Genomic DNA, 23126 nt, shown 5'->3' with positions numbered 1-23126 from the left:
AAACGCCCTTTGTCGATGAAGAAATTTCCGGCCCTCCTCATCCTTTCCTTTCTTTTTTGTTCAGTGGTATCGGCGCAGGACCCTTTCGAAAAGTATCCTGTTTTTCCCGATTGTGAAAGTGAAGATGTAGGAGCACTTAAAGTGTGTTTTAACAACAAAGTACGACAGCTCATTTCAGAAAACTTTCAGGAACCCGAAATTGTTGCTCAAGACAACTACCAAGGTGAGGTAAGTGTTCTGTTTGAAGTAACCGATACAGGAAAATTTGAAGTGCTCTATATAGATGCCATTTACGAAGAGCTCAAGGAAGAGGTAAAGCGGGTGTTTGGGACTTTTCCAATCATTGAACCGGGAACTTATAACGGCCGGGTATTGAGCCAGCAATACACCTTCACCTTCAATGTGCCTATTGGAACCTTTGCCGAAGAACAAGTAGAAACAACACAAACGGCTACCGTCGCCAAAAAAGATAGAAAAGCGGTTATAGGAAGCGAAGAGCATCCGGAGTACGATGCCATAGAAAAATTACCCTACGAAAACGACGAATATACGAGCTATATTAATATTCCGCTATCGCACCATAATTATGGGCTTTTCGATCCGGCGTTGAATCAGGTGGGCAGTAACAACCATACGGCGCAAAAACCTTTTTTGTACGCCGATGTAAACAAGTACTACAACTTTGCGGAAGAAAATGCGGCCATTTCCAAAACCCGATCTACTTGGTTTGGGAGAAAATGGTGGAACGAGCACATGGTAACCTTAAAAGGAAAGGACTTCTGGCTTACGTTAGATCCAGGAGTAGACCTGCAGGCGGGTAAGGATACGGATAGCGATATAGATACCTATAACAATACCCGTTTGGTGTATACGCAAGGAGGATTGGGTAAGAAAATCAATTTCTTTGCGGTGGTGTATGAAAGTCAGGGACGCTTTGCAGATTACTTCAACCGTTTTGCCGAGGCACGCGCTCCCGATGGCGGGAACCCTGCTATCATCCCAGGAAGGGGAATTGCCAAAAGATTTAAGACCGATTCCTACGATTATCCGATAGCGACGGGCCATGTTTCCTTTTCCCCGAGCGAGCATTTTAACCTTCAGCTAGGACATGGAAAGAATTTTATTGGAGATGGATATCGTTCATTGTTCTTAAGTGACAATGCAAGCCCTTACCCCTTTTTCAAATTGAATACGACCTTTTGGAAATTGAAATATACCAATACCTGGATGTCCTTAAGGGATGTGAGAAGTGAGGTCACAGCAGACGGCTCTTTCCGAACCAAGTATATGGCGAACCATTACCTAAGCATTAACGTTACGAAACGATTGAATGTAGGTTTGTTCGAATCGGTCATCTGGGAAAATGATAACGATCGGGGCTTCGACTTCAATTATCTGAACCCCGTGATTTTTTATCGTGCCATCGAATTCTCTACCGGTTCTCGCGGTGGAAATGCTATTATCGGATTAAGCGCGAAATACAAATTCAACAACCGCTTCAATATGTACAGCCAGTTAATTATTGATGAGTTCTCCTCTTCGGACATCTTTGGTGGAGAAGGCAGTTATAAAAACAAGATTGGCTATCAAGTGGGAGGAAAGTATTATGACGCCTTCGGATTAAAAGGACTGAATCTTCAGGCAGAGTATAATAGAGTAAGGCCTTATACCTATTCCCACAATACGGTGGTGCTAAATTATGGGCATAACAATCAATCCATGGCCCATACCTTGGGAGCTAACTTTTCGGAATTCATTGGGATTGCGCGTTACCAGAACGGAAGGATCTTTGGGGATGCCAAAGTAATCGTGGCCAAACGGGGCTTTGAATTTAATACTAGCGATGACGACCGATTCTATGGGGGAAGCATTTACGGTACCGAAGACGATCGTATTTCGGATAACGGAAACGAATTGGCCCAGGGAAATACGACCGATTTCTTCCATGCAGAGATACAAGCGGGATATCTTATCAACCCAGCGACCAACCTAAAGATTTATGGAAGTCTTATCATTAGGGATTTTAGTCCAGAATTGGATACGGGCGCAGTGTTCCAAAACAATACGACTTGGGTGAACTTCGGGATTAGAACGGACTTGTTCAATTGGTATTACGACTTCTAATTCTTAGAAAAGTGTAGTCTATTTATTGGGTTTCCCTCTTTTGTTTTTGTATTTCTTTTTTGCCGCCTCATACACCATATTGATAAAGCTTTCGGTAGAAATAAAACCACCGCCAAAGCCTTTATCGTCAAAAGTCTTGGCAACATCTTCTAAGGGAAGGATTTCCTCCAAGGTCTTACCTGTTAAATAATAATAAGCTACCCGGTCTTTGAGGTACTTCATCATGGAGTGCGTCTCCTTCACATCGTTAATGGATGCGAGGCTACCATGTCCAGGGATGATCACGGTCTCCTCATCGGCCAATAGCATTACTTTTTCAAGTCCCGCAATATAACCATCTAGGCTACCTCCATTTTTAGTGTCTACATAAGGGTACTTGCCTTTAACGTACGCATCACCTGTGTGAATTACGTTACTTTCTGTGAAATAGATCATCGTGTCCCCATCGGTATGTGCATTATGCACATGAATGAGCATAATCTGTTCCCCGTTGTAGTAGAAAGTGGAATTTTCTGAAAAGGTAATCATGGGGGAGATGTAGTCGAATGTAAAGGTCTTTTCTATGTTCGATGCATAACGTTTGGCACTTGCCCCTGCCTCTTCTTCGCTCATGTTTTCCTTTTGGGCCTTTTCCAATCCATCTTGGTAGGCTTTTTCCACAGCCTTGGAAGCTTCCTGTCTATCTTTTTGTTGAATCCGCTTTAATACGTTGTCGTGCGCATAGATAATGGCCCCTTCCTTGTTGAAGTTTTCATTACCACCCACATGATCTCCATGATGGTGGGTGTTCACCAAAAATTGAATGGGTTTATCGCTTAACTGTCTAATGGTAGCAAGTACTTGCGGAGTGGCCTCTGCAAATTGGCTATCGATCACCAAAACACCATCGTCACCAAAGTTAACGGCAATGTTTCCTCCCTTTCCCTTTAGCATATAGATGCTGTCGCTGGCCTTTATGCGCGTAACATTTTGTGCCATCATTCCGAAAGAACCCACTAGGGCCAAAATCCATAAAATTGTAAATCGCATGCGGTATTATTTTTAGTGTATCAGCGAATTTAATAAAATAGCTTAAATACTAGGCCAACAATGTAAGATATATATTGCGAAAAATGGGGTTGTGATGTATCTTTGCAGCGTTTTCAAAAACAGGCACTTTTGTCCACAGCACAGACTACATCCATACCAGCCATAGCAATCAGAAACTTTACTGAGATCACCAAAATGCGACTTTCCATTAGTGTGGTGTTTTCTTCTGTAGCCGGATACCTTTTAGGGGTTGAAAATGGAATCGATTTCAACGTGCTTTTGCTACTGTGTCTGGGAGGTTACTGCATGGTAGGAGCTTCCAATGTGTACAACCAGATCATTGAGAAGGATCTGGACGCCTTAATGGACAGGACCAAGAACAGGCCTATTCCTGCAGGACGCATGAAAGTGAACGCCGCCTTTGCATTGGCCAGTGTATTGACGCTGGCAGGAATAGCAATCCTCTATTATATTAATCCTAAGACTGCCATGTTTGGGGCCATCTCCATTTTTATGTATGTGAGTTTGTATACCCCGTTAAAAACCAAAACCCCGCTTTCTGTCTTTGTGGGGGCCTTTCCCGGAGCTATCCCCTTTATGCTAGGATGGGTTGCCGCTACGAATGATTTTGGAATTGAACCGGGAACGCTGTTTATGGTTCAGTTTTTCTGGCAATTTCCTCATTTCTGGGCAATAGGCTGGTTCCTTTTCGATGATTATGAAAAGGGAGGGTTCTTTATGTTGCCCAATGGAAAAAGGGATAGAGGGACCGCCATTCAAGTTATCTTGTATTGTATCTGGACCGTTTTGGCTTCGCTCATTCCGGTAGCGGGAGTGACGGGAAGATTATATCTTACGCCTGTTTCTGGGGTTATTATACTTGGGTTGGGTATTTGGCTTATCTATTATGCCTTTCGCTTGTACCGCCAAAAGACCGACAAAGCGGCTCGCCAGTTAATGTTGGTGAGTGTGAGCTATATCACCCTGTTGCAGATTATTTATGTTGCCGATAAATTTATTCGTTAATGAAAGATTATACCGAAGGAACTGAAGAATTGAAACACCGTAGGGCCAAAAAGATGATGCTTTGGTTTGGGATGGTGAGTTTGGGAATGAGCTTTGCCGGATTTACCAGTGCCTATATCGTGAGTAAGAACAGAAGGGATTGGTTACAGGATCTCGAGCTTCCCCAAGCGTTCTACTGGAGTTTAATTGTCATTGTGTTGAGTAGTGTTACCATGCATTTCGCCAAGAAATTGGTGCAAAAGGAACAATCCGGTACGGGAATGGCACTGCTTTGTGCCACTTTTGCCCTTGGGGTATTGTTCATTTGGTTCCAATTTCAAGGGTTTGTTCAAATGATTAATGATTTGGGAGTCAATTTTACGGGTAAAACGAGTAACATTAAAGGAAGTTTCATTTACATTATCGCTGTAGTGCATATTGCCCACGTCGTTGCTGGGTTGATAGCGCTCTTGGTCGTAATTTATAATCATTTTAAACAGAAGTACAAAAACGGGAAAACCCTTGGTATAGAACTAGCTGCTACATTTTGGCATTTCATCGACTTTTTGTGGGTGTATCTCTTTTTGTTTTTCTATTTCGTTAGATAAAAATTATACTTATTTTTGCACACTAAATAAACCAAATTCTTTATATGGAAGCTACTGTTGCTAAAACAGGTACAGAAGGAAAAACTTGGGGCGGAGGAAACCGTCCACTCAATGCCAGCTACGGAAAGCTGATGATGTGGTTTTTCATTGTATCGGATGCATTGACCTTTTCCGGCTTTATTGCCGCTTACGGATTTTCCAGATTTAAGTTCATAGATGCTTGGCCTATTGCGGATGAGGTATTTACCCACGTTCCTTTCTTGCACGGTGTTCCTGCACCTATGTACTATGTAGCTTTCATGACCTTGGTACTTATCTTCTCTTCTGTAACGATGGTACTTGCGGTAGATGCAGGGCACAGAATGCAGAAGAAGAAAGTGATATGGTATATGTTCTTCACCATTATTGGAGGTGCTGTTTTCGTTGGTTCCCAAGCTTGGGAATGGGCGACCTTCATTAAAGGGGATTATGGAGCAGTAGAAACCAAAGGAGGAAAGATTCTTCAGTTCTTGGATACAGATGGTGAACGCGCATCGGTAACCGATTTTGCGATCGCTATTCCCACGGAAAGAGGGACTCATGAAGAGAAAAATGGAATTTGGTATGTTCAGGAACCAGAAACCCAAACGACTGTTAGTTATCAAGAGGTGCTGAAAGGGTTCGAGGCAAATCCTAATTTGTTGATCCGCTCCCAGGAGTTGGTGCCGAACATGGAGAAATTAAGGGAGAAGGCCGAAAATAACCCTAAGGTCGCTGCCGAAATTACCCGATTGGAAAGAGAATATATTAACTTAGATAAACCCGGAGAAAAAGCCATTTACAGTCGTGAAGTAGGATTGGCGAAGTTGAAAGCCGATGGGAAATTGGTAGTACAAGGGGCCAACTTAAAACACAATGAGTACGGTCACCCTCTATTCGCTAACTTCTTCTTCTTCATTACTGGATTCCACGGATTCCACGTATTCTCGGGAGTAGTTATTAATATCATCATCTTCTTCAACGTAATTATTGGAACCTACGAAAAGAGAAAGAGTTATGAGATGGTAGAAAAAGTAGGACTCTATTGGCACTTTGTAGATTTGGTTTGGGTATTCGTATTCACCTTCTTCTATCTGGTTTAATCTTTGAACAAAAAAACAAATGGGACACGAACATAAATTAGAAATATTTAGAGGGCTTTGGAAGTTTAAATCCAACGTAACAAAGATTTGGGGAGTTTTCTTTTTCCTATGCTTTGTTACTGCCATCGAAGTTTATTTGGGTATTGTAAAACCGGAGTTTTTAATTCAGGAACGCTTCCTAGCCATGAAGTACCTTAACTGGATCTTCATCATCCTTACCCTAGTAAAAGCATACTATATTACTTGGGACTTCATGCACATGCGTGATGAGCTGATGGGATTGAGAAGATCGGTAGTATGGACGGCAGTATTCCTTATCTGTTACCTTATCCTAATCCTTTTAATTGAAGGGGATTATATCTATGAGGTGTACAAATCGAATTATGTGAAATTCAATTTCTAATTGAATGCCATCAAAATATATGAAACCCTGTCCGTGACAGGGTTTTTTTATGCGCCTTTTCTAGTTAAAAAACTGATATAAAATTGCCCAGCCTGTGTTTGGGTCGTATTTTTGCAAAAAATTATTTCGTGCAGGTTAAAAAGTTCATTGTTCTCGGAATTCTATTTGTTCTCCCCATCACGGTTTATCTGTTCTTTGCCACTGGCAAAAACAACTTTGTAAAGCTACCCACTCTTACGTACGGTGTGCACGAACTGTCCGATTTTAAAAGCTTGGACGGAAAACCACTTCAATTAAAAGATAGGATTACGGTTTTGATGTTCTTCGGAAATGATGTAGAAGGAAAGAAAGCAAATGCCTTTAACCTGGCCCATAAGATCTACAAAAAGAACTACCAGTTTAGCGAATTTCAGTTCGTAGCGCTCATTTCAGAAGATCAGAAAGAGGCCGCCCTTCAGGTTAAGGAAAAGCTTACCGAAATAGAGAATCCAAAAAATTGGCGATTTGCCATCGGGACAGAAGCCGACATGCAAAAAGTTTTCGCTTCCCTAAAGAGCAATTCCGTGCTTACTCCTTCACTGCAGACCAACACTGTTTTTATTATAGACAAGGAAAGGAACCTTCGCGGCAGAACCGACGATGAAGATTATGGGATCATGTACGGCTTTAATGCTAGCGATTATGCCGAGATAAATAATAAGATGGACGACGACATCAAAATCGTTTTGGCGGAGTACAGATTGGCCCTAAAAAAGTATAAGGCCGACAGGAAAGATGAATTTCGGGACACCCATTTAAAGTGATGTATTTATGAAGAACTATTCATACGTAGGCATATCGTTTATCATATTGTTGTTCGGGATTTGGGCCGTACCCAAGATCGTGGATCGCATGTCTGGTGGTACAGAAATGGCAACGATCGGAAAGGTAGCCGATTTCAGTTTTACCAGCCACAGAGGAAAAACCATTTCCAATGCTGATTATGAAGGCAAGGTCTATTTGGTTGAATTCTTCTTTACTACCTGTCCGTCTATTTGCCCGATCATGAATCAGAACATGGTAAAGATTCAGAACGAATTTTACGGGAACCCCAATCTGGGAATTGCCTCCTTTACTATAGATCCAGAATACGACACCCCAGAGGTATTGGGTAAGTATGCTGAAAGCTATGGGGTTACCAATCCCAATTGGCATATGCTTACAGGAGAGAAAGAGGCTATTTTCAAATTGGCCAACGAAGGATTTAATTTATATGTAGGTGAGGCGTCCGAAGATGTTGGAGGTTTTGAACATAGTGGATATTTTGCCTTGATCGATAAAGAAGGAAACATAAGGTCCCGTTACGACGATAATAATAATCCTATTATTTATTACGACGGATTGGAAACCGAAGGGATCCAGATGCTTATTGAGGACATTAAACAACTTTTAAAATAGATGGAACAGGCTCAAACTTCGACAAAGAAATACAATACTTGGATATGGATACTCTCCATTGCCATCCCCTTGGTTGTTGCTGCATTGTTTGGGATTAAGATACCCAATGTAGAACCCCTTACCTTTTTGCCTCCCATCTATGCAAGCATTAATGGTTTAACAGCGTTGCTGCTAATTTTGGCTGTGGTTCAGATCAAAAAAGGAAACCGAGTGGCTCATGAACGTATGATGAAGTTCTGTATCTTGCTTTCCGTATTGTTCTTGGGAATGTACGTTGCCTATCACATGACTTCAGAATCTACGCCTTTTGGAGGGGAAGGGGCTATTAAATATGTATACTATGTAATCCTAATTAGCCATATCCTTTTATCCGTTGGAGTCATTCCGTTTGTGTTGATTACCTATGTTAGGGCTTTGACCGGAAATTTTCAAAAGCATAAGAAGATTGCGAAAATTACTTTTCCCATTTGGCTTTATGTGGCCGTAACGGGAGTGATCGTATATCTAATGATTTCACCTTACTATTAATATGAAACGATCGGCCGTCGTCCTTGCTATTCTTGTTTTGTTGTGTTCCCTTCCAGCGGAAGCACAGTGTGCCATGTGCCGTGCGGTATTGGAATCTGAAGAGGGTGGGCATGCCGCTAAAGGTATAAATGACGGGATCGCCTACCTTATGTTATTCCCCTATTTACTTATAGGAACCGTGGGTTATGTTATCTACCGAATGCGGAAAAAAGCGCACCAAGAAGAAAATTAACATTTCCTTCACATATTTTTTGTAACTAAATCGGGAGAAAAAAGTCTTATGGTAAAGGCTTCCACTAACCAACCCTAGTAAGTCTTAACATGATTTTTGCATAATAGCGGTTTAAACCGCTTTACTTTGTATAGGAATATATTCATTATGATAGAAATTAAGGACTTACACAAATCTTATCAGATGGGAAGCAATTCCCTCCACGTGTTAAAAGGAATAAATTTCAGTGTTAAGGAAGGTGAACTCGTAGCGATTATGGGTTCTTCTGGTTCCGGTAAATCGACTCTCCTTAATATATTGGGGATGCTGGACGAATCGGACAGCGGTGATTATACCCTGGACGGTGTCGAAATAAAGAACCTGAACGAGACCAAAGCTGCCAAGTACCGAAACAAGTTTTTAGGCTTTGTGTTTCAGTCCTTCAATCTTATCAATTACAAAACAGCAGCCGAGAACGTTGCCCTTCCTTTGTACTATCAAGGAATTAAAAGAAAGGAAAGGATTGAGAAAGCCTTAAAATATTTAGAACAAGTGGGGTTAAGGGATTGGGCTACCCACTTACCCAGTGAGCTTTCCGGGGGACAGAAACAACGTGTGGCCATTGCCCGCGCTATGGCTGCCGAACCCAAGGTACTTCTAGCCGATGAGCCTACGGGGGCATTGGATACAACAACTTCGTATGAAGTAATGGATCTCATTCAGAAGATAAATGATCAAGGGAATACGATTTTGGTAGTTACCCACGAAGAAGATATTGCCCATATGTGCAAACGCATTGTACACCTTAAGGATGGTGTTATCATGGAAGATAAAGTCATAGAACAGGTAAGAGCAGAACAATATGTTTAGTAGAGATCGTTGGCAGGAGATTTTTCAGTCTATTGGTAAGAACAGGCTTCGTACCTTCTTATCAGGATTTACGATTACTCTTGGGATTCTAATTTTCACCATATTATTTGGTTTTGGTAATGGGTTAAAAAACACCTTTCAGGAGTTCTTCGTGGATGATGCTACGAACACTATCTGGTTGTTCCCAGGACGTACCTCAAAGCCCTACAAAGGATTTGCTACGGGTAGAAGGATCGAATTCAGAAATGATGATATAGACGATATTAAAAAGGACTTTGCTATGTACGTGGAGTATATCACTCCTAGGATTTCTAGAGGGGGAACTGCCAAGTACAAGGGAGAATCCAACACTTATACGACGCGTGCCGTAGGCCCAGCCCACCAACACAGTGAGAAGACTATTATCATGGAAGGGCGCTATATCAATGAAAACGACATTCTCGGAAAAACAAAGAACGTGGTTATTGGTCGCTTGGTAGAAAAGGATTTGTTCAAAAATGGTGAAAGGGCATTAGGGAAATATCTAGACATAGATGGTATCGCTTATAAGGTGGTAGGTGTATTTCAGGATGATGGAGGGGACAATGAAGAGCGCTACATTTATATGCCCTATACAACACGACAGCTTATTGAAAAGAATACCGATAAAGTTGACCAGATTATTGTAGGGTTTAAATTGAGTATTGGATATGCTGGTTCCAAAGCTTTTGAAACCAGCCTAAACAAGTACATGCGTAACAAGCATATTATTGCCATGGACGACCAAAACGGAATGTTCATACGGAATGCTGCCGAAGGGGTTAAGCAAACCTTACAGTTTGCCAGCATTTTGCAAATGGTGGTTGCCTTTGTGGGCATTGGAACGTTATTGGCTGGAGTTATAGGAATTAGCAATATCATGGTGTTCGTTGTAAAAGAGCGCACCAAGGAATTGGGTATACGCAAGGCTATGGGGGCATCTCCAAGAAGTATCGTAGGAATGGTACTTCAAGAGTCTGTTTTTATTACGACTATTGCTGGAATCGTAGGACTGGTCATTGGTATGGGGGTATTGAATATGATTGGTCTCGATCTGGAAGACTTTTTCATCAAGAACCCTTATGTAGGAACAAGTACCATTATAAAAGCTACATTATTCTTAATCTTTTGCGGGGCAGTGGCGGGATATATTCCGGCCCGAAGAGCCGCTAGGATAAAACCGATTGTTGCACTAAGAGACGAATAGTTATGAAATTTATTTTCGACAGAGAAACTTGGCAAGAAATTTACGGTTCTATTAGGAAGAACAAGTTGAGAACAGTGATTACCGTAATTGGGGTTACATGGGGAATTTTCGTATACATAGGCCTTTCGGGTGCCGCCAAAGGATTGGACAACGGTTTCGAAAAGGAATTCAAAGATATTGCAACCAACAGTATGTTTGTTTGGGCACAACGTACCAGCATGCCTTACGAGGGATTTAAAATCGGAAGGCCCATGCAATTGAAATTAGGAGATAAAGAAGCCTTGGAAAATCAGAACCCGGAAATTCAATTTATTGCTCCAAGAAATGTAAAGGGGATTTTTGGTGATGCCCCAGCGCAGGTGGTCCGAGGATTAAAATCGGGGAACTATTCTACTTTTGGGGATTTTCCAGTAGTCGATAAAATTGCCAAGAAGAAAATCTTCGATGGAGGACGTTTCCTGAATGATGAAGATATCGAGATGGAACGAAAGGTATGTGTTATTGGGGAGCGTGTGCAAAAAGAACTGTTTGAAAAGGATGAAAACCCCTTGGGGCAATATATCAGAATAGATAATATTTATTTTCAAGTAGTAGGAGTGCAGAAGTTTGAAGATGGTGGTGGATTCGAAGACGACAGCGCCATCTACATTCCATTTACTACCTACCGGAAAATCTATAATATGGGTGACAATGTTTCCTGGTTTGCTATTGCCGCTTATGACGATGCGGATATTGTAGGCTTGGAAAAGGATATTAAACAATCCTTAAAAAGAATTCACAAAGCACATCCTGAAGATGAGCGTGCTTTCGGTTCCTTTAATTTGGGAGAAGCTTTTGGGAAGATCATGGGCTTTTCTAAGGGAATGAATTTTCTATCCTTAATTGTGGGAATAGCTACCATTATTGCAGGGGTAATTGCTATTGGAAATATTTTACTGATTTCCGTAAAAGAACGCACCAATGAGTTGGGAATACGCAGAGCATTGGGAGCTACGCCAAGAGAGGTTAGGGGGCAGATCATTCTTGAGTCTGTTTTTCTAACGATCATCGCTGGGTTTATTGGGATCATTTTTGGCGCATTTACACTTGCTGTAATCAATGCACTAACATCCGGGCAGGATGGTTTCCCTTACACCAATCCAACGGTTCCTATACCCATGATAATTGGGGCCCTGTTAATTATGGTGATTTTAGGAACACTTATAGGATTAATACCCGCTCAAAGGGCAGTAAGTATACGGCCTATTGATGCACTAAGAGAAGAATAATAACCAAACTGATCATATCAAAATCATTTACGAATGAAAAAATTTTTGAAGTACTTTTTTATCGCATTTATAGTTCTGGGAGGGCTATTTGCCATTATCTATTTTGGGAAGACCAATAGTAGATCACCCATAACCTATACTACCGAAAAGGCATTTTACACGGCTATCGAGGAAAAAACGGTGGCTACGGGTAAAGTAGTTCCAGAGGATGAGGTAGAAATTAAACCCCAAATTTCGGGGATCATTGAGGAAATCTTCGTGGAAGAAGGAGATTCCATTAAAGCGGGAGACCTCATTGCTAGAGTAAAGGTTGTTCCTAATGAGCAGAGCTTGAACAGTTCTAGGGGTCGTGTTCAGAATGCTGAAATATCTGTGAATAACGCACAGGTGGTGTACAACAGAAACAAGGCGCTTTTCGAAAAAGGGGTGATTTCACTGAACGAATTTCAGAATTTCGAATTGTCCTATAATCAAGCCAAGCAGGAACTAGCCAATGCGCAAAGCGACTACCGAATTATTCGTGTAGGGTCTGCAGGTGGATCTTCTGCTGCCAACACCAACATTAGGGCAACAGTAGCCGGAACCATTTTGGAAATTCCTGTGAAGGAAGGAGATCAGGTAATTGAAAGTAACAACTTCAATGCAGGAACTTCCATTGCAACTATCGCCGATCTTAATAAGATGATTTTTGAAGGAAAGGTAGACGAAGCAGAAGTGGGCAAACTGGAAATTGATATGCCGCTTAAGGTGAGTTTGGGAGCCATTCAAGATAAGGAGTTCGATGCCAAACTAAGATTCGTAGCACCTAAAGGAAATGAGGAGCAAGGAGCCGTTCAGTTCAAAATTGAAGGTGAAGTATACCTAGATGAGAGCTATTTCATTCGAGCGGGATATAGTGCCAATGCTTCTATCGTGCTTCAGAAGAAAGACAGTGCCTTTGCCATTAAAGAAGCTTTGTTGCAGTTCGATAAAAAAGACCAAAAGCCTTATGTAGAGATATTGGTAGGCGAGCAGGAGTTCGAAAGAAAAGATGTAGAAGTAGGTATCTCGGACGGAATCAACATAGAAATCTTGTCTGGTATTACGGAAGAAGATGAAATCAAGGTATGGAACAAGACCGAGCCCATAAAGAAGGATGATGAAGAAGAGGAAGAAGAAGCGGCCAACTAATTTGGTTTATTCGGTAACCTTGTAACACATTCAACAATCAAAAGACAAATCCAACAATTAGATTCGATCATGAGGAATATTGTATTGATAGTACTATTGCTGTGCCTTAGCGTAACGGTACAAGCCCAAACCAAAAAGTGGACTTTAGGGGAATGCGTTCAGCACGCCTTAGATAACAACATCTCCATTAAGCAAAGTGAACTGGATGTAGAACTGGCGGAAATTGCCAAAAGTGATGCTTTAGGGAACTACCTTCCGTCCATTAACGGTTCTGCTTCCAATTCGTGGAACACGGGTCTTACCCAGAATATTACCACGGGAGTTTTAGAAAATCAGACTTCCAGAAACTCCTCTTACAGCATCACCGCAGGGGTCAATATTTTCAGTGGGTTAAGCAACCTAAGGACCATGCAACGGGCAAAGATTTCGAAGTTGGCATCAGAATATGGTCTATCCAAAATGAAAGATGATATTTCCTTATTGGTTGCCAATGGTTTTTTGCAGGTTCTTACCAACAAAGCCAATTTGGAGGTGGCCATTTCTCAAAACGGAGTGACCATGGAGCAAATTACCCGTACCCAGGAATTGGTAGATGCTGGGGTGCTCCCAGAAGGAGACCTTTTGGAGATTAAAGCAACCGATGCTACTGAAAAGCAGAATATCGCTTTGGCAGAAAATTCGGTAGAGATTTCATTGGTGAGTTTGGCTCAGTTGTTATTGATCAAGGATTACGAAAATTTCGATATTGAGGATGAAGGATACGATATTATTGATGAAGGAATATCGGCTAAGGACGTTGCAGAAATTATCGCTTCTGCCGAAGAAAACAGAAGTGAAGTAAAGATTGCTCAGGCGAATTTCGATTTGGCCCAGAAGGATCTTCAAATTGCTCGTTCTGCTTACTATCCTACCCTAAGTGGATTCTTCAATTACAATACGCGTGAGTCCGACCTTCCCAGTGGTATCGAAACCATTTTAGATGGAGATAATCCCATTGTGCAAGGTGAAACCCCTATTGGAGTAGTGGATGGAACAGGAGAAGCTGTTTTCGGTTTGGAACCTAATATTATTGGTGCTAGGGAGTTGGACCCATTACCTTTTTCCGAGCAATTGTACTTAAACGACGGTATCTCTTATGGATTTCAACTTAATGTGCCTATCTTTAATGGGTTTTCTACACGTAACAACGTAAAGAGAAGCGAAGTAAACGTAAAGCGCCAAGAGTTCCTTTTGGAGCAAGCCAAATTGGATTTGGAGTCTACGGTATACCAAGCATACGTAGATGCCAGAGGGTCGCTTAAGGCTTTCGAAGCTGCCCAAAAGGCGGCAGAGTCTCAGGAATTGGCGTACCAGTATGCGAAAGATCGTTACGATGTAGGTTTAACCAATGCATTCGATTTCAGCCAATCTAAGTTGAGGTACGACAATGCACAAATAGAATTGAATAGATCCAAGTACGATTATATATTTAAGTTAAAAGTGTTAGAATTGTTCTTTGGAGTTCCCGCGACGGACTTAAAGTTTTAACCATGACCAAACGGACCCGTAACATTGTTTTTGTTTTTCTGGGTATTGCAGCAATTACCGCTCTACTTTTTATTGGGAAAAACAAAAAGAATGATGCGAAAGAAGTCCAACTTTCCAAAATAGAGCCCATCACCATTGTTGAAACGGTGGCTGCCACGGGAAAAATCCAGCCCGAAGTAGAAGTAGCCCTTTCTTCCGAAGTTTCTGGGGAAATTATAGAATTACCCGTAAAGGAAGGTCAACAGGTGAAGAAGGGAGATCTATTGGTGAAGATCAATCCAGACCTTATTCAAAGTGCTTTATCGCAAGCGCAAGCAGCCTTACAGAATACAAGGGCCTTGCTGGCACAGTCCGAAGCTAGCCTAAGAAATTCAGAACTCAATTACAATCGGAATAAGTCCCTTTTTGAAAAAGGGGTCATTTCCAAATCCGAGTGGGATCAATCTGTGGCCGATTTTGAAATGGCACAGGCCAATCAGCAATCGGCTTACTTCAATGTACAGAGCGCGGCTGCCAATGTAAAACAATCCCGGGATAATCTCTCCCGAACCAGTATTTTTGCGCCCATGGACGGAACCATTTCCAAATTGTCTGTGGAGCTTGGAGAGCGGGTTGTAGGGACGGCTCAAATGGCAGGTACTGAGATTGTGCGTGTGGCCAATCTCGATAATATGGAAGTAGAGGTAGATGTAAATGAGAACGATATTGTAAAGGTGGCCATTGGGGATTCTACCATCGTAGAAGTGGATGCTTATTTGAAAAGGGAATTCAAAGGACTCGTTACTGAAATTGCCAATTCTGCCGAAACGGCTCTTAGTGTAGATCAGGTGACTAACTTTAAGGTGAAGGTGCGTATTCTTCCGGAATCGTATGGAGATCTTACCAAGGACAAACCCGAATTTTATTCTCCCTTTCGACCTGGAATGACAGCTACGGTAGATATCATAACGGAAAAAAAGGAGGGTGTTATTGGAGTGCCCATTAGTGCTATTGTAGTTAAATTGCCTTCAGATACTATTGCAAATAAAACGAAGTCTAGAACCAAGGCTGATGAGGATAAATTTGAAGGTGTATTTATTAAGGATGGGGAGGAAGCAAGCCTGCAAGTGGTAGAAACGGGAATCCAAGACGAAAACAATATTGAAATAACCTCTGGTTTGGACATGGACCAAACTGTAATTACAGGCCCCTATAACTTGGTTACAAAAACATTGAAATCCGGGGATCGGGTGGAGGAAATGAAGGAGGATAAAGACGAAACAAAAGAGTAATGGCAAACATACTTTGTATAGAAACGGCAACAACGAATTGTAGTGTGGCGCTTTCGGTTAACGGAAGCGTTATTTCTTTAAAGGAAGATAACACCAAGGGTTACTCGCATGCCGAAAAGCTTCATGTTTTCATAGAAGAAGTGTTGGCGGAAGGAGGCATGGAAAAAAAGAACCTGGATGCTGTGGCAGTTAGTAAGGGGCCAGGGTCGTATACTGGGCTTAGGATAGGCGTTTCTGCTGCGAAGGGACTTTGCTTTGCCCTAGACATTCCCCTGTTATCTGTAGCAACCTTAGAATCGTTAATGTCTCAATCTACGGTAGAAGCAATGTTTTATATCCCTATGCTAGATGCCCGAAGAATGGAAGTGTACAGTGCGGTTTTCGATACGGACAAAAATCAGATTCGGGAAACTCAGGCCCAGATACTGGACGAACATTCTTTTGAACAATATCTGGCTTCGGGAAAGGTGGCGTTTTTGGGAAGTGGTGTAGAGAAGTTTAAAAATATCTGTACGCATTCCAATGCCCATTTCGACGTAGATGCACTACCGTCTGCCCAACAAATAGCTGCTATCGCAAATGCCAAATACCAAAAAGGCGACTTCGAAGATGTCGCCTATTTTGAGCCTTATTACTTAAAGGATTTTATTGTTGGGAAATAACCTAAAGGCTATTATAATATTCGAATACCTTTGCTAAACCTTCATCTTTAGAAAGACTTATTTTATTGTCCTTGACGAATTTTTTCACGTCATCCTGTTGCGCTCCAAATAGTTTGAGGAACTTCTTTTTCGAAGAAGGAACCTCTTTATAGTTACCACTCGCATCTATCATGACATATATGTGCTTGTCCTTGTAGCGGGCAGGCGAAGTACGTGTTAACGAAGTAGTAGCCTGTACACTCTCATAATAGGTTTTAGAATGCTTTTTAAGAATGCTTCCCTTGTCTCCCCAATACAAAACCTGATAATAGGTATTGTCGTCACCTAGCATAAAAAGTTCATTGCCTATACGTATTTTGTATTCTTTGGATTTTATGATCTGGTGGGCCTGCTCCTCTGGGGCAGTCATGTTTATTTTCCCTTTAAATAGATCGTTGTACACATTGTATTTTATAGCCACATTTTGAGTGACCACTTCGTCGTTTCTCAGGATGGATCCCAACTTGTAATTGGGATATAAGTAAGCGGATCCCTTTACATCTTCAGAATCGTCAATATTCTCGTTAGCAGCTCCAACCACATAAACGGAACTCATTCTTGTGTAATTGGAATTGGAGGTAACTTCTGCGGTGTTTACATTTTGGGCGCTCATCCATAGGGGAAGTCCTAGGATCATTAAGGAGAAAGAAAAAAGGTTTTTCATTATTTCAATACAGATTTAATTCGAACCAAGATATAAAAAAACCGCTATTCCTTGAGAGAATAGCGGTCTTGGTTTATCAATAGAGACGCTTATAGCGTTTCGTAATACTTTAATAATTTAACCAATGCGTACTCTTTGTTTACATTCAAACGGTTTTCATTGGCGTATTTCTTAAGCTCTTTTTTCTTTTTGCCCAGTAAACTGAATTTACCATTTCTGGACTTAGGGAAAGCTTTAATCGTTCCGGCTTCCTTATCGGCTAAGTAATAGAATTCTTTTTCCTTGTACATGGCAGGAATATCACGGGTAAGTCCAGACATAGATTCGGACCCTTCAACATATTCCTTAGTTATTTTCTTGTACAAGTCGTACTTCTCGCCTTCGTGTAATACCAAGAAGTATCCCGAAGCACTTAAACCTTCTTTATTAGGAACAAAAACGAATAATTTGTTCAGGATTTTAGCATAGACTTCAGGAGACCTTGTCATTACTCGAGCAGTACGATTGTGATCTTCTATTTTTCTTTTCACTTCGATCTCGTCGCGAAGTGCGTTGTAGCGAATGGCAATATTTCCAGCAAGGATCTTTCCATCCTTAAGAATGTTTCCGATAGCGAATTCTTGGTTTTCGTAAGGCGATCCAGAAATACGCTCTACTGTAGGGTAGGCTTTAATAGGTCTGTTCGTTACGTATTGGGTAGAAGAGGTTTCTTCTGTGGCCATCTGGCCATAGGCAAATTGGGAGCAAATAAGAAGGGCGAAAGTTAAAACTGCCAAAACTTTTTTCATAGCATTTATTTATTAGGATGATAAAAATAGGTTTGTTAGATCGCTCAGCGAACTTTTACAACCCATGGTTTATAAACGCGGGGGAAAACTTCAAAAAATCACCGCAGCGTGTACCTTTTGTACAGGCAGCTGCGAATATATAAAATCTAGGATATTAAGGTGTTAAAAATGAGTAAAAAATGAGAACTTGGGAATTTAAAACCCATTTTCCCGAAATGAGTTTACTATTTTAACAGTTTTAGTGCCGCTTCTGTTTCAGTAACTGGAAGTTTACAAGTGTTATTTACACAAACATAAATTAAGGTCTTGTTATCTAAGAAACGTCCTTTTAGCAATGGAAGTTCACCTGCGGTATCGCTTCCCGCAATAAGGGTATTGGGCAAGTAGTTTTTATTTAACTCTTTCAATTTGCTTTGCGCCTCGGTTCCCACCACCACGATTTCGTAATATTTAGATTGATAATGGGCTAGTAAATCCAGCCAATTCGAAAATCCACTGGGATACTTTTCCATCTCATGGGCAATGTTTTTGAGCATTTGTTGAGAAGTCTCAGCGTATTTCTTCTCATCGAAATGGTGTGATAGTACAAATAGGTTTTTGGCCATTATGGAATTGGAGGCGGGGATCACATTGTCCCTGTATTCGAAATTCCTAGTCACAATTTCTGGATCATCGCTAGAGGTGAAATAGAACATACCGCTTTCAGCATCAAAGAACTTTTCGAAAGCATAATCTACCAATTGCTTAGAAGTATGCAGCCAGCGGTCGTCCAAGGTCACTTCGTACAATGCCAGAAAGGCGTCCGAGACGGCAGCATAGTCTTCCAGATAACCATTTATGGTACTCTTTCCATCTTTATAACTGTGGAAAAGCGCTCCACTTTCCTGAAGTTGATGTTCTATTAGAAAAGCACCGTTTTTCAAAGCCTTTTCCAGATAGGATGGGTTTTGGAATACTTTATAGGCATCTACATAGCCTTTAATCATAAGTCCATTCCAAGAGGTCAATGTCTTATCATCCAATCGTGGTCGAATACGACGGTTTCTATAATCCAATAACTTCGCTTTCCATTCCTTTTTCTTTTGGGATAAAGATTCCATATCCAAAGAGGGGTGCTCGGCGATAAAACTTTCGTCATTTTGGTTTCTTATAAGGACATAAGCTCCTTCCTCTTCCCATTTTCCGAAGTCATTCACATTATAGTAGTCCGCAAAAAGGGAGAAGTCTTCCGCCAATTGGGTTCTCAATTCTGCTTCCGAATAAATATAAAAAGCTCCCTCTTCCAATTCACCGGATTCTGTTTCACTGTCAGCATCTAACGAGGAATAAAAGGCACCTTCTTCATTCGTCATTTCACGTTCCACAAAAGTGAGGGTCTCTTCTACCACTTCTTTGTATAGTGGGTTTCCAGTGACTGCATAGGCTTGACTGTACAAACTTGCCAATTGAGCATTATCATACAGCATTTTTTCAAAGTGAGGAACATGCCATCTTTCGTCTACACTATAACGTGCAAAACCACCCCCTATATGGTCGTAAACACCGCCAAAAGCAATTTTTTCAAGGGACAACTCTACCTGTTGAAGCAAAGATTCGTTCTGGGTAGCAGTGGCATGTCTCAACAAAAAATTCCAGTTACTGGGAGTCATAAACTTTGGAGCACCCCGGAACCCTCCGTGAATGGTATCAAACCGGTAACTCCAGGTATCAATGATAGATTTTGTGTCGTAGGCCTCAAAGTCCATTTGGTCCGTATTCAGGGTGATGAGGTCCATGCTTTTAATGCCCTCTTCCAATCTTGAGGCGTAAGCAAGGAGTTTATCGGGATCGTCTGCGTACAAGGTTTGGATCTGATCGATGGCCTGAATCCAATCTTCCTTCGGAAAGTAAGTGCCTCCCCATACTGGACGACCATCGGGTAGGGTGATTACGTTAAGTGGCCAACCCGCACTTCCCGTCATTAATTGTACAGCATTAATATAAATCTGATCTACATCCGGACGTTCTTCACGATCTACCTTTACCGAAACAAAGTTTTTGTTCATCACGGCAGCCACGGTAGAATCTTCAAAGCTTTCGCGTTCCATCACATGACACCAATGGCAAGCGGCATACCCAATACTTACAATCATTAATTTATTTTCTGTCTTCGCCTTTTCCAATGTGGTCTCGTTCCAAGGCATCCAATTCACAGGGTTATGGGCATGTTGTAATAAGTAAGGGCTGGTTTCGTTAACTAAGGCGTTTGTATACAGGTGATTTTCCAATTTTTCTTTTTTAGTAGATTGACAGGAGGTGATAAGGACAATAAGGAATAACGCAATGTATTTTATCATTGAAAAAGTCTTAGAAAACAAAAATACGCTTTTGATCCATCAAAAGCGTATCAAATAAAAACAATGAAATAGGGTTACTTTACTTCGAAGGTGATTTTAACATTTACGCGGTATTCTACAATATCATCGCCATCTACAACAGCATTTTGTTCATTTATATATACCGATCGTATGTTTTTAATGCTTTTGGCGGCCTGCTTCACCGCATTCTTCGTGGCATCCTCCCAACTCTCGTTAGAATTAGCCAATACTTCAATAACTTTTAGTACTGCCATTTTACTGTGGTTTAAGGTTAATAATACTGCTTAAGTTACAGAATATTTCCCAAAACACACAGGGTATTATTAGGCTTAACCGTTAACTGCCTCTACGGTAGTTACTTTCCCTTGAAGCATTTCCCGGAGCATGGTTTCGATACCGTTTTTTAGGGTTACGGTAGAAGATGGGCATCCACTACAGGCACCTTGTAAAATAACACGAACTGTTTTGGTCTCTTCATTAAAGGAATCGAAGGCAATATGTCCTCCATCGCCAGCCACAGCTGGGCGGACATATTCGTCCAAAATAGAGACTATTTCCTTTTCTATGTCGGTAATGGGTTCTCTTTCAGATGAAGTTGTATTGGCCGTTTCGGAAGTGTTGCTCGATGTATTTTTAGCTTGTGAAAGAATCTGGTCATTGAACACAGGTTTTCCCTCTTCAATGTAAGCACGTATGAATTCTCTTACTTCCATAGAGATTTCCTGCCATTCCGCGATGTCATATTTCATCACGGAAACGTAATTGGCACTAATGAAAATTTCTTTTACAAAAGGAAATCCGAAAAGGGCTTGTGCTAATGGTGCCCCTTGGGTATCATCAATATTTTTAAACTCGAAAACTCCATCGGCCAAGGGCTTGTTGGCCACAAATTTCATCACGGTGGGATTGGGCGTGCTTTCCGCATAAATCGTTACAGGAATTTTTTTGGGAGTTTCTGCTTCCTGAACCACCGCTTCGCCCGAATTCAGATAGGTTTCAATGCTTTCTGCAACCGCATCCTGTACTTCTTCCCAGCTCACAATATTGTACTTTTCAATAGCAATAAAGTTTTGCGAAATATATACCGTTTTTACAAAGGGAAGGTGAAATAATTGTTGTGCCAAAGGGCTGGGTGCAGCCTCTTCAATATTGCCAAATTCGTAACTATTTGCCTGAGTTAGGAAAGAATTTACAATAAATTTAACAATATTTTCGTTGTTAGTGGGCTGGATGGAAATGTTAAATTGAGGCATTGGTATCAGATATTTTTGCAAAATTAGGAAAGAAAACCAATGTATTCAATATATTTGGCAACTTAATGACCTATTTATGAAGAAACTATTACTCCCGCTAGTTTTGCTCTTCAATGGTATTGTCTTTTCCCAAATCACCGTAGACGATACAACGTACAACGTGGAGCAATTGGTAAATGATGTATTGATCTCTGGTAGTTGTACCCAGGCGACCGATATTACCACCCCGAACAACAGTCAAGATTCTGGGGAAGGATTCAATAGCTTTGGCTTTTTTAACAGAGGAACTTCCAACTTCCCGTTCGAGGAAGGAGTGGTCATGTTAAGTGGTGATATTCAGGCTGTTCCATTGGGCCCAATCGCGCAAGGTTCTAATCCACCTTGGGCAGGGGATCCTCAATTGGATTTAATCTCTGGAGGAAATACGAACAATGCGACCGAGATTGTTTTCAATTTTGTTCCCATTGTTCCAACACTAACTTTTAATTACCTTCTGGCTTCTGAAGAATATGAAACAGGAGCTCAATTCCCCTGTACATTTGCCGATGTATTTGCCTTTATATTAACGGGTCCTGGTATCCCGAATGTGAACGATTACGATCACGATGGAAATCCGGGAACACCCGATCTTACGTTAGACCTAGGAGGAAAAAATATTGCGCTATTGCCTGGAACCAATATTCCGGCTGCCATAACCAACATTCATGACGAAGGTCCCTGTGCTGCTGGAACTTTGGGAGAATTTGCATTTCCTGAATTTTATGATAGTGTTGGTGGTGGAATGGGAGATACCGGTTTCAACGGAAGAACTGTTGTGCTTACGGCTCAGGAAGACGTAATCCCTGGAGAAACCTATACCATTAAGTTGGTAGTAGCCGACTTCTTGGATAGCACACTGGACACTGCCGTTTTTATCGAAGCCGGGAGTTTCGATATTGGTAGTGTAGACCTTGGGGTAGACTTAACCGTTCCTGATGGAAATGCCCGTTGTGAAGGACAACCTTATACCATTGTTCCCGACTTGGATGCTCCAGGAGGAACTACTTTTGAATGGTTCTTTGAAGATCCACCTGGATCTGGAACTTTCGTGCCTTTTGTGCCTGCTGAAACAGGACCTACTTTGACAATTTCTACGACTGGAACTTATCAGTTAGTAGCCGATCTAGGAGGGGTCTGTACGGCCGAAGGTACCGTCTTTATAGAATTTGCACCTCCCATAACAGTAAATATGACTCCGGCACCTCTGGTGAAGTGTGATCCCGACAATGATGGTATTACCGACTTCATGTTGACGGATGCCGATGCCGATTTAACCCTGGGCGATCCCGATTTGGCAGTGAGCTATCACGGAACCTTTATAGATGCCGACCTGGATCAACTACCCTTACCGGACCCATATACAAATGATGACCCATACAATGACAGTGTTTGGGCGAGAGTATACAGTTTAACAAGTAGTTGTTACGAAATCGTTGAACTCATATTAGAGGTTCGCGACAGTCCTGTTGCGACGGTTCCTTCGGAGCCTTTGCGATTGTGCGACGAGGACGGCACGCAGGACGGTTT

Annotated in this window: 23 protein-coding genes; 17 read left to right on the top strand and 6 right to left on the bottom strand. The window is 41.5% G+C overall.

Annotated features, from left to right (window positions below):
• The first annotated feature begins 15 nt into the window (after positions 1 to 15).
• Positions 16 to 2124, top strand: coding sequence for a gliding motility protein RemB (locus POV27_RS17225; RefSeq protein ID WP_272864033.1), 2109 nt, complete (start codon positions 16 to 18; stop codon positions 2122 to 2124).
• 18 nt (positions 2125 to 2142) lie between these two features.
• On the opposite strand, the gene POV27_RS17220 is transcribed toward POV27_RS17225, so the two are convergent.
• Positions 2143 to 3153 (bottom strand): MBL fold metallo-hydrolase, encoded by a 1011-nt coding sequence (locus POV27_RS17220; protein WP_272864032.1) that lies wholly within the window; start codon positions 3151 to 3153, stop codon positions 2143 to 2145.
• A gap of 129 nt (positions 3154 to 3282) precedes the next feature.
• Between POV27_RS17220 and cyoE the strand changes: the two genes are divergently transcribed.
• The 15 genes from cyoE (at position 3283) to tsaB (ending at position 16459) form a co-directional block, all read left to right on the top strand.
• Positions 3283 to 4179 (top strand): heme o synthase, encoded by an 897-nt coding sequence (gene cyoE / locus POV27_RS17215; RefSeq protein ID WP_336375844.1) that lies wholly within the window; start codon positions 3283 to 3285, stop codon positions 4177 to 4179.
• Positions 4179 to 4766, top strand: coding sequence for a cytochrome c oxidase subunit 3 (locus tag POV27_RS17210; protein WP_272864031.1), 588 nt, complete (start codon positions 4179 to 4181; stop codon positions 4764 to 4766). The genes cyoE and POV27_RS17210 overlap by 1 nt, the downstream gene beginning before the upstream one ends.
• Before the next feature lie 44 nt (positions 4767 to 4810).
• Positions 4811 to 5887, top strand: a complete 1077-nt coding sequence (locus tag POV27_RS17205; protein ID WP_272864030.1) for a cytochrome c oxidase subunit 3 — start codon at positions 4811 to 4813, stop codon at positions 5885 to 5887.
• Positions 5888 to 5906: 19 nt separating this feature from the next.
• Entirely contained in the window at positions 5907 to 6290 is a 384-nt protein-coding gene (locus tag POV27_RS17200) for a cytochrome C oxidase subunit IV family protein (protein ID WP_272864029.1), read from the top strand.
• Between the two features lie 128 nt (positions 6291 to 6418).
• Complete coding sequence (locus POV27_RS17195; RefSeq protein WP_272864028.1) at positions 6419 to 7093, top strand: hypothetical protein; 675 nt, start codon at positions 6419 to 6421, stop codon at positions 7091 to 7093.
• A gap of 7 nt (positions 7094 to 7100) precedes the next feature.
• Complete coding sequence (locus POV27_RS17190; protein WP_272864027.1) at positions 7101 to 7727, top strand: SCO family protein; 627 nt, start codon at positions 7101 to 7103, stop codon at positions 7725 to 7727.
• Positions 7728 to 8255, top strand: coding sequence for a DUF420 domain-containing protein (locus POV27_RS17185; RefSeq protein WP_272864026.1), 528 nt, complete (start codon positions 7728 to 7730; stop codon positions 8253 to 8255).
• 1 nt (position 8256) lies between these two features.
• Positions 8257 to 8487, top strand: coding sequence for a hypothetical protein (locus POV27_RS17180; RefSeq protein WP_272864025.1), 231 nt, complete (start codon positions 8257 to 8259; stop codon positions 8485 to 8487).
• Between the two features lie 147 nt (positions 8488 to 8634).
• On the top strand, positions 8635 to 9336 hold the full coding sequence (locus POV27_RS17175; protein ID WP_272864024.1) for an ABC transporter ATP-binding protein: 702 nt from the start codon (positions 8635 to 8637) through the stop codon (positions 9334 to 9336).
• Positions 9329 to 10561, top strand: a complete 1233-nt coding sequence (locus tag POV27_RS17170) for an ABC transporter permease (RefSeq protein ID WP_272864023.1) — start codon at positions 9329 to 9331, stop codon at positions 10559 to 10561. The genes POV27_RS17175 and POV27_RS17170 overlap by 8 nt, the downstream gene beginning before the upstream one ends.
• A gap of 2 nt (positions 10562 to 10563) precedes the next feature.
• Entirely contained in the window at positions 10564 to 11829 is a 1266-nt protein-coding gene (locus POV27_RS17165) for an ABC transporter permease (RefSeq protein ID WP_272864022.1), read from the top strand.
• A 33-nt stretch (positions 11830 to 11862) separates the two neighbouring features.
• Positions 11863 to 12999: an efflux RND transporter periplasmic adaptor subunit gene (locus tag POV27_RS17160; RefSeq protein ID WP_272864021.1), complete on the top strand. Its 1137-nt coding sequence runs from the start codon at positions 11863 to 11865 to the stop codon at positions 12997 to 12999.
• Between the two features lie 69 nt (positions 13000 to 13068).
• A complete protein-coding gene (locus tag POV27_RS17155) occupies positions 13069 to 14526 on the top strand; it encodes a TolC family protein (RefSeq protein WP_272864020.1) in 1458 nt (485 codons plus the stop codon).
• 2 nt (positions 14527 to 14528) lie between these two features.
• A complete protein-coding gene (locus POV27_RS17150; protein ID WP_272864019.1) occupies positions 14529 to 15797 on the top strand; it encodes an efflux RND transporter periplasmic adaptor subunit in 1269 nt (422 codons plus the stop codon).
• Complete coding sequence (gene tsaB, locus POV27_RS17145; RefSeq protein WP_272864018.1) at positions 15797 to 16459, top strand: tRNA (adenosine(37)-N6)-threonylcarbamoyltransferase complex dimerization subunit type 1 TsaB; 663 nt, start codon at positions 15797 to 15799, stop codon at positions 16457 to 16459. Before POV27_RS17150 ends, tsaB begins: the two co-directional genes overlap by 1 nt.
• A 1-nt stretch (position 16460) precedes the next feature.
• On the opposite strand, the gene POV27_RS17140 is transcribed toward tsaB, so the two are convergent.
• The 5 genes from POV27_RS17140 to POV27_RS17120 all read right to left on the bottom strand — a co-directional run bounded on the left by POV27_RS17140 (position 16461) and on the right by POV27_RS17120 (position 21560).
• The gene (locus tag POV27_RS17140) at positions 16461 to 17162 is read right to left on the bottom strand and encodes a hypothetical protein (RefSeq protein WP_272864017.1); all 702 of its coding nucleotides are present in this window, start codon (positions 17160 to 17162) and stop codon (positions 16461 to 16463) included.
• A gap of 89 nt (positions 17163 to 17251) precedes the next feature.
• Positions 17252 to 17950 carry a hypothetical protein gene (locus POV27_RS17135; protein ID WP_272864016.1) on the bottom strand — a complete coding sequence of 233 codons (699 nt, stop codon included), beginning with the start codon at positions 17948 to 17950 and terminating at the stop codon, positions 17252 to 17254.
• Between the two features lie 224 nt (positions 17951 to 18174).
• On the bottom strand, positions 18175 to 20286 hold the full coding sequence (locus POV27_RS17130) for a thioredoxin domain-containing protein (RefSeq protein ID WP_272864015.1): 2112 nt from the start codon (positions 20284 to 20286) through the stop codon (positions 18175 to 18177).
• A 74-nt stretch (positions 20287 to 20360) separates the two neighbouring features.
• Complete coding sequence (locus POV27_RS17125; RefSeq protein WP_272864014.1) at positions 20361 to 20561, bottom strand: dodecin family protein; 201 nt, start codon at positions 20559 to 20561, stop codon at positions 20361 to 20363.
• 75 nt (positions 20562 to 20636) lie between these two features.
• A complete protein-coding gene (locus tag POV27_RS17120; RefSeq protein WP_272864013.1) occupies positions 20637 to 21560 on the bottom strand; it encodes a NifU family protein in 924 nt (307 codons plus the stop codon).
• Positions 21561 to 21636: 76 nt separating this feature from the next.
• Here POV27_RS17120 and POV27_RS17115 point away from each other — a divergent pair.
• The coding region (locus tag POV27_RS17115) for a choice-of-anchor L domain-containing protein (protein WP_272864012.1) at positions 21637 to 23126 on the top strand (1490 nt) is incomplete at its 3' end.

It is taken from the genome of Aureisphaera galaxeae, assembly GCF_028561275.1.
Classification (GTDB): domain Bacteria; phylum Bacteroidota; class Bacteroidia; order Flavobacteriales; family Flavobacteriaceae; genus Aureisphaera; species Aureisphaera galaxeae.
Note: the sequence above shows the minus strand (reverse complement) of the source record. Positions and strands in the feature narration are given on the sequence as shown.

What these genes read in the sequence shown, in the direction of transcription:
- POV27_RS17225 (WP_272864033.1), top strand. Translation starts at nt 16, where the DNA reads ATGAAGAAATTTCCGGCCCTCCTCATCCTTTCCTTTCTTTTTTGTTCA.
- POV27_RS17220 (WP_272864032.1), bottom strand. Translation starts at nt 3,153, where the DNA reads ATGCGATTTACAATTTTATGGATTTTGGCCCTAGTGGGTTCTTTCGGA.
- POV27_RS17210 (WP_272864031.1), top strand. Translation starts at nt 4,179, where the DNA reads ATGAAAGATTATACCGAAGGAACTGAAGAATTGAAACACCGTAGGGCC.
- POV27_RS17205 (WP_272864030.1), top strand. Translation starts at nt 4,811, where the DNA reads ATGGAAGCTACTGTTGCTAAAACAGGTACAGAAGGAAAAACTTGGGGC.
- POV27_RS17200 (WP_272864029.1), top strand. Translation starts at nt 5,907, where the DNA reads ATGGGACACGAACATAAATTAGAAATATTTAGAGGGCTTTGGAAGTTT.
- POV27_RS17190 (WP_272864027.1), top strand. Translation starts at nt 7,101, where the DNA reads ATGAAGAACTATTCATACGTAGGCATATCGTTTATCATATTGTTGTTC.
- POV27_RS17185 (WP_272864026.1), top strand. Translation starts at nt 7,728, where the DNA reads ATGGAACAGGCTCAAACTTCGACAAAGAAATACAATACTTGGATATGG.
- POV27_RS17180 (WP_272864025.1), top strand. Translation starts at nt 8,257, where the DNA reads ATGAAACGATCGGCCGTCGTCCTTGCTATTCTTGTTTTGTTGTGTTCC.
- POV27_RS17175 (WP_272864024.1), top strand. Translation starts at nt 8,635, where the DNA reads ATGATAGAAATTAAGGACTTACACAAATCTTATCAGATGGGAAGCAAT.
- POV27_RS17170 (WP_272864023.1), top strand. Translation starts at nt 9,329, where the DNA reads ATGTTTAGTAGAGATCGTTGGCAGGAGATTTTTCAGTCTATTGGTAAG.
- POV27_RS17165 (WP_272864022.1), top strand. Translation starts at nt 10,564, where the DNA reads ATGAAATTTATTTTCGACAGAGAAACTTGGCAAGAAATTTACGGTTCT.
- POV27_RS17160 (WP_272864021.1), top strand. Translation starts at nt 11,863, where the DNA reads ATGAAAAAATTTTTGAAGTACTTTTTTATCGCATTTATAGTTCTGGGA.
- POV27_RS17155 (WP_272864020.1), top strand. Translation starts at nt 13,069, where the DNA reads ATGAGGAATATTGTATTGATAGTACTATTGCTGTGCCTTAGCGTAACG.
- POV27_RS17150 (WP_272864019.1), top strand. Translation starts at nt 14,529, where the DNA reads ATGACCAAACGGACCCGTAACATTGTTTTTGTTTTTCTGGGTATTGCA.
- tsaB (WP_272864018.1), top strand. Translation starts at nt 15,797, where the DNA reads ATGGCAAACATACTTTGTATAGAAACGGCAACAACGAATTGTAGTGTG.
- POV27_RS17140 (WP_272864017.1), bottom strand. Translation starts at nt 17,162, where the DNA reads ATGAAAAACCTTTTTTCTTTCTCCTTAATGATCCTAGGACTTCCCCTA.
- POV27_RS17135 (WP_272864016.1), bottom strand. Translation starts at nt 17,950, where the DNA reads ATGAAAAAAGTTTTGGCAGTTTTAACTTTCGCCCTTCTTATTTGCTCC.
- POV27_RS17130 (WP_272864015.1), bottom strand. Translation starts at nt 20,286, where the DNA reads ATGATAAAATACATTGCGTTATTCCTTATTGTCCTTATCACCTCCTGT.
- POV27_RS17125 (WP_272864014.1), bottom strand. Translation starts at nt 20,561, where the DNA reads ATGGCAGTACTAAAAGTTATTGAAGTATTGGCTAATTCTAACGAGAGT.
- POV27_RS17120 (WP_272864013.1), bottom strand. Translation starts at nt 21,560, where the DNA reads ATGCCTCAATTTAACATTTCCATCCAGCCCACTAACAACGAAAATATT.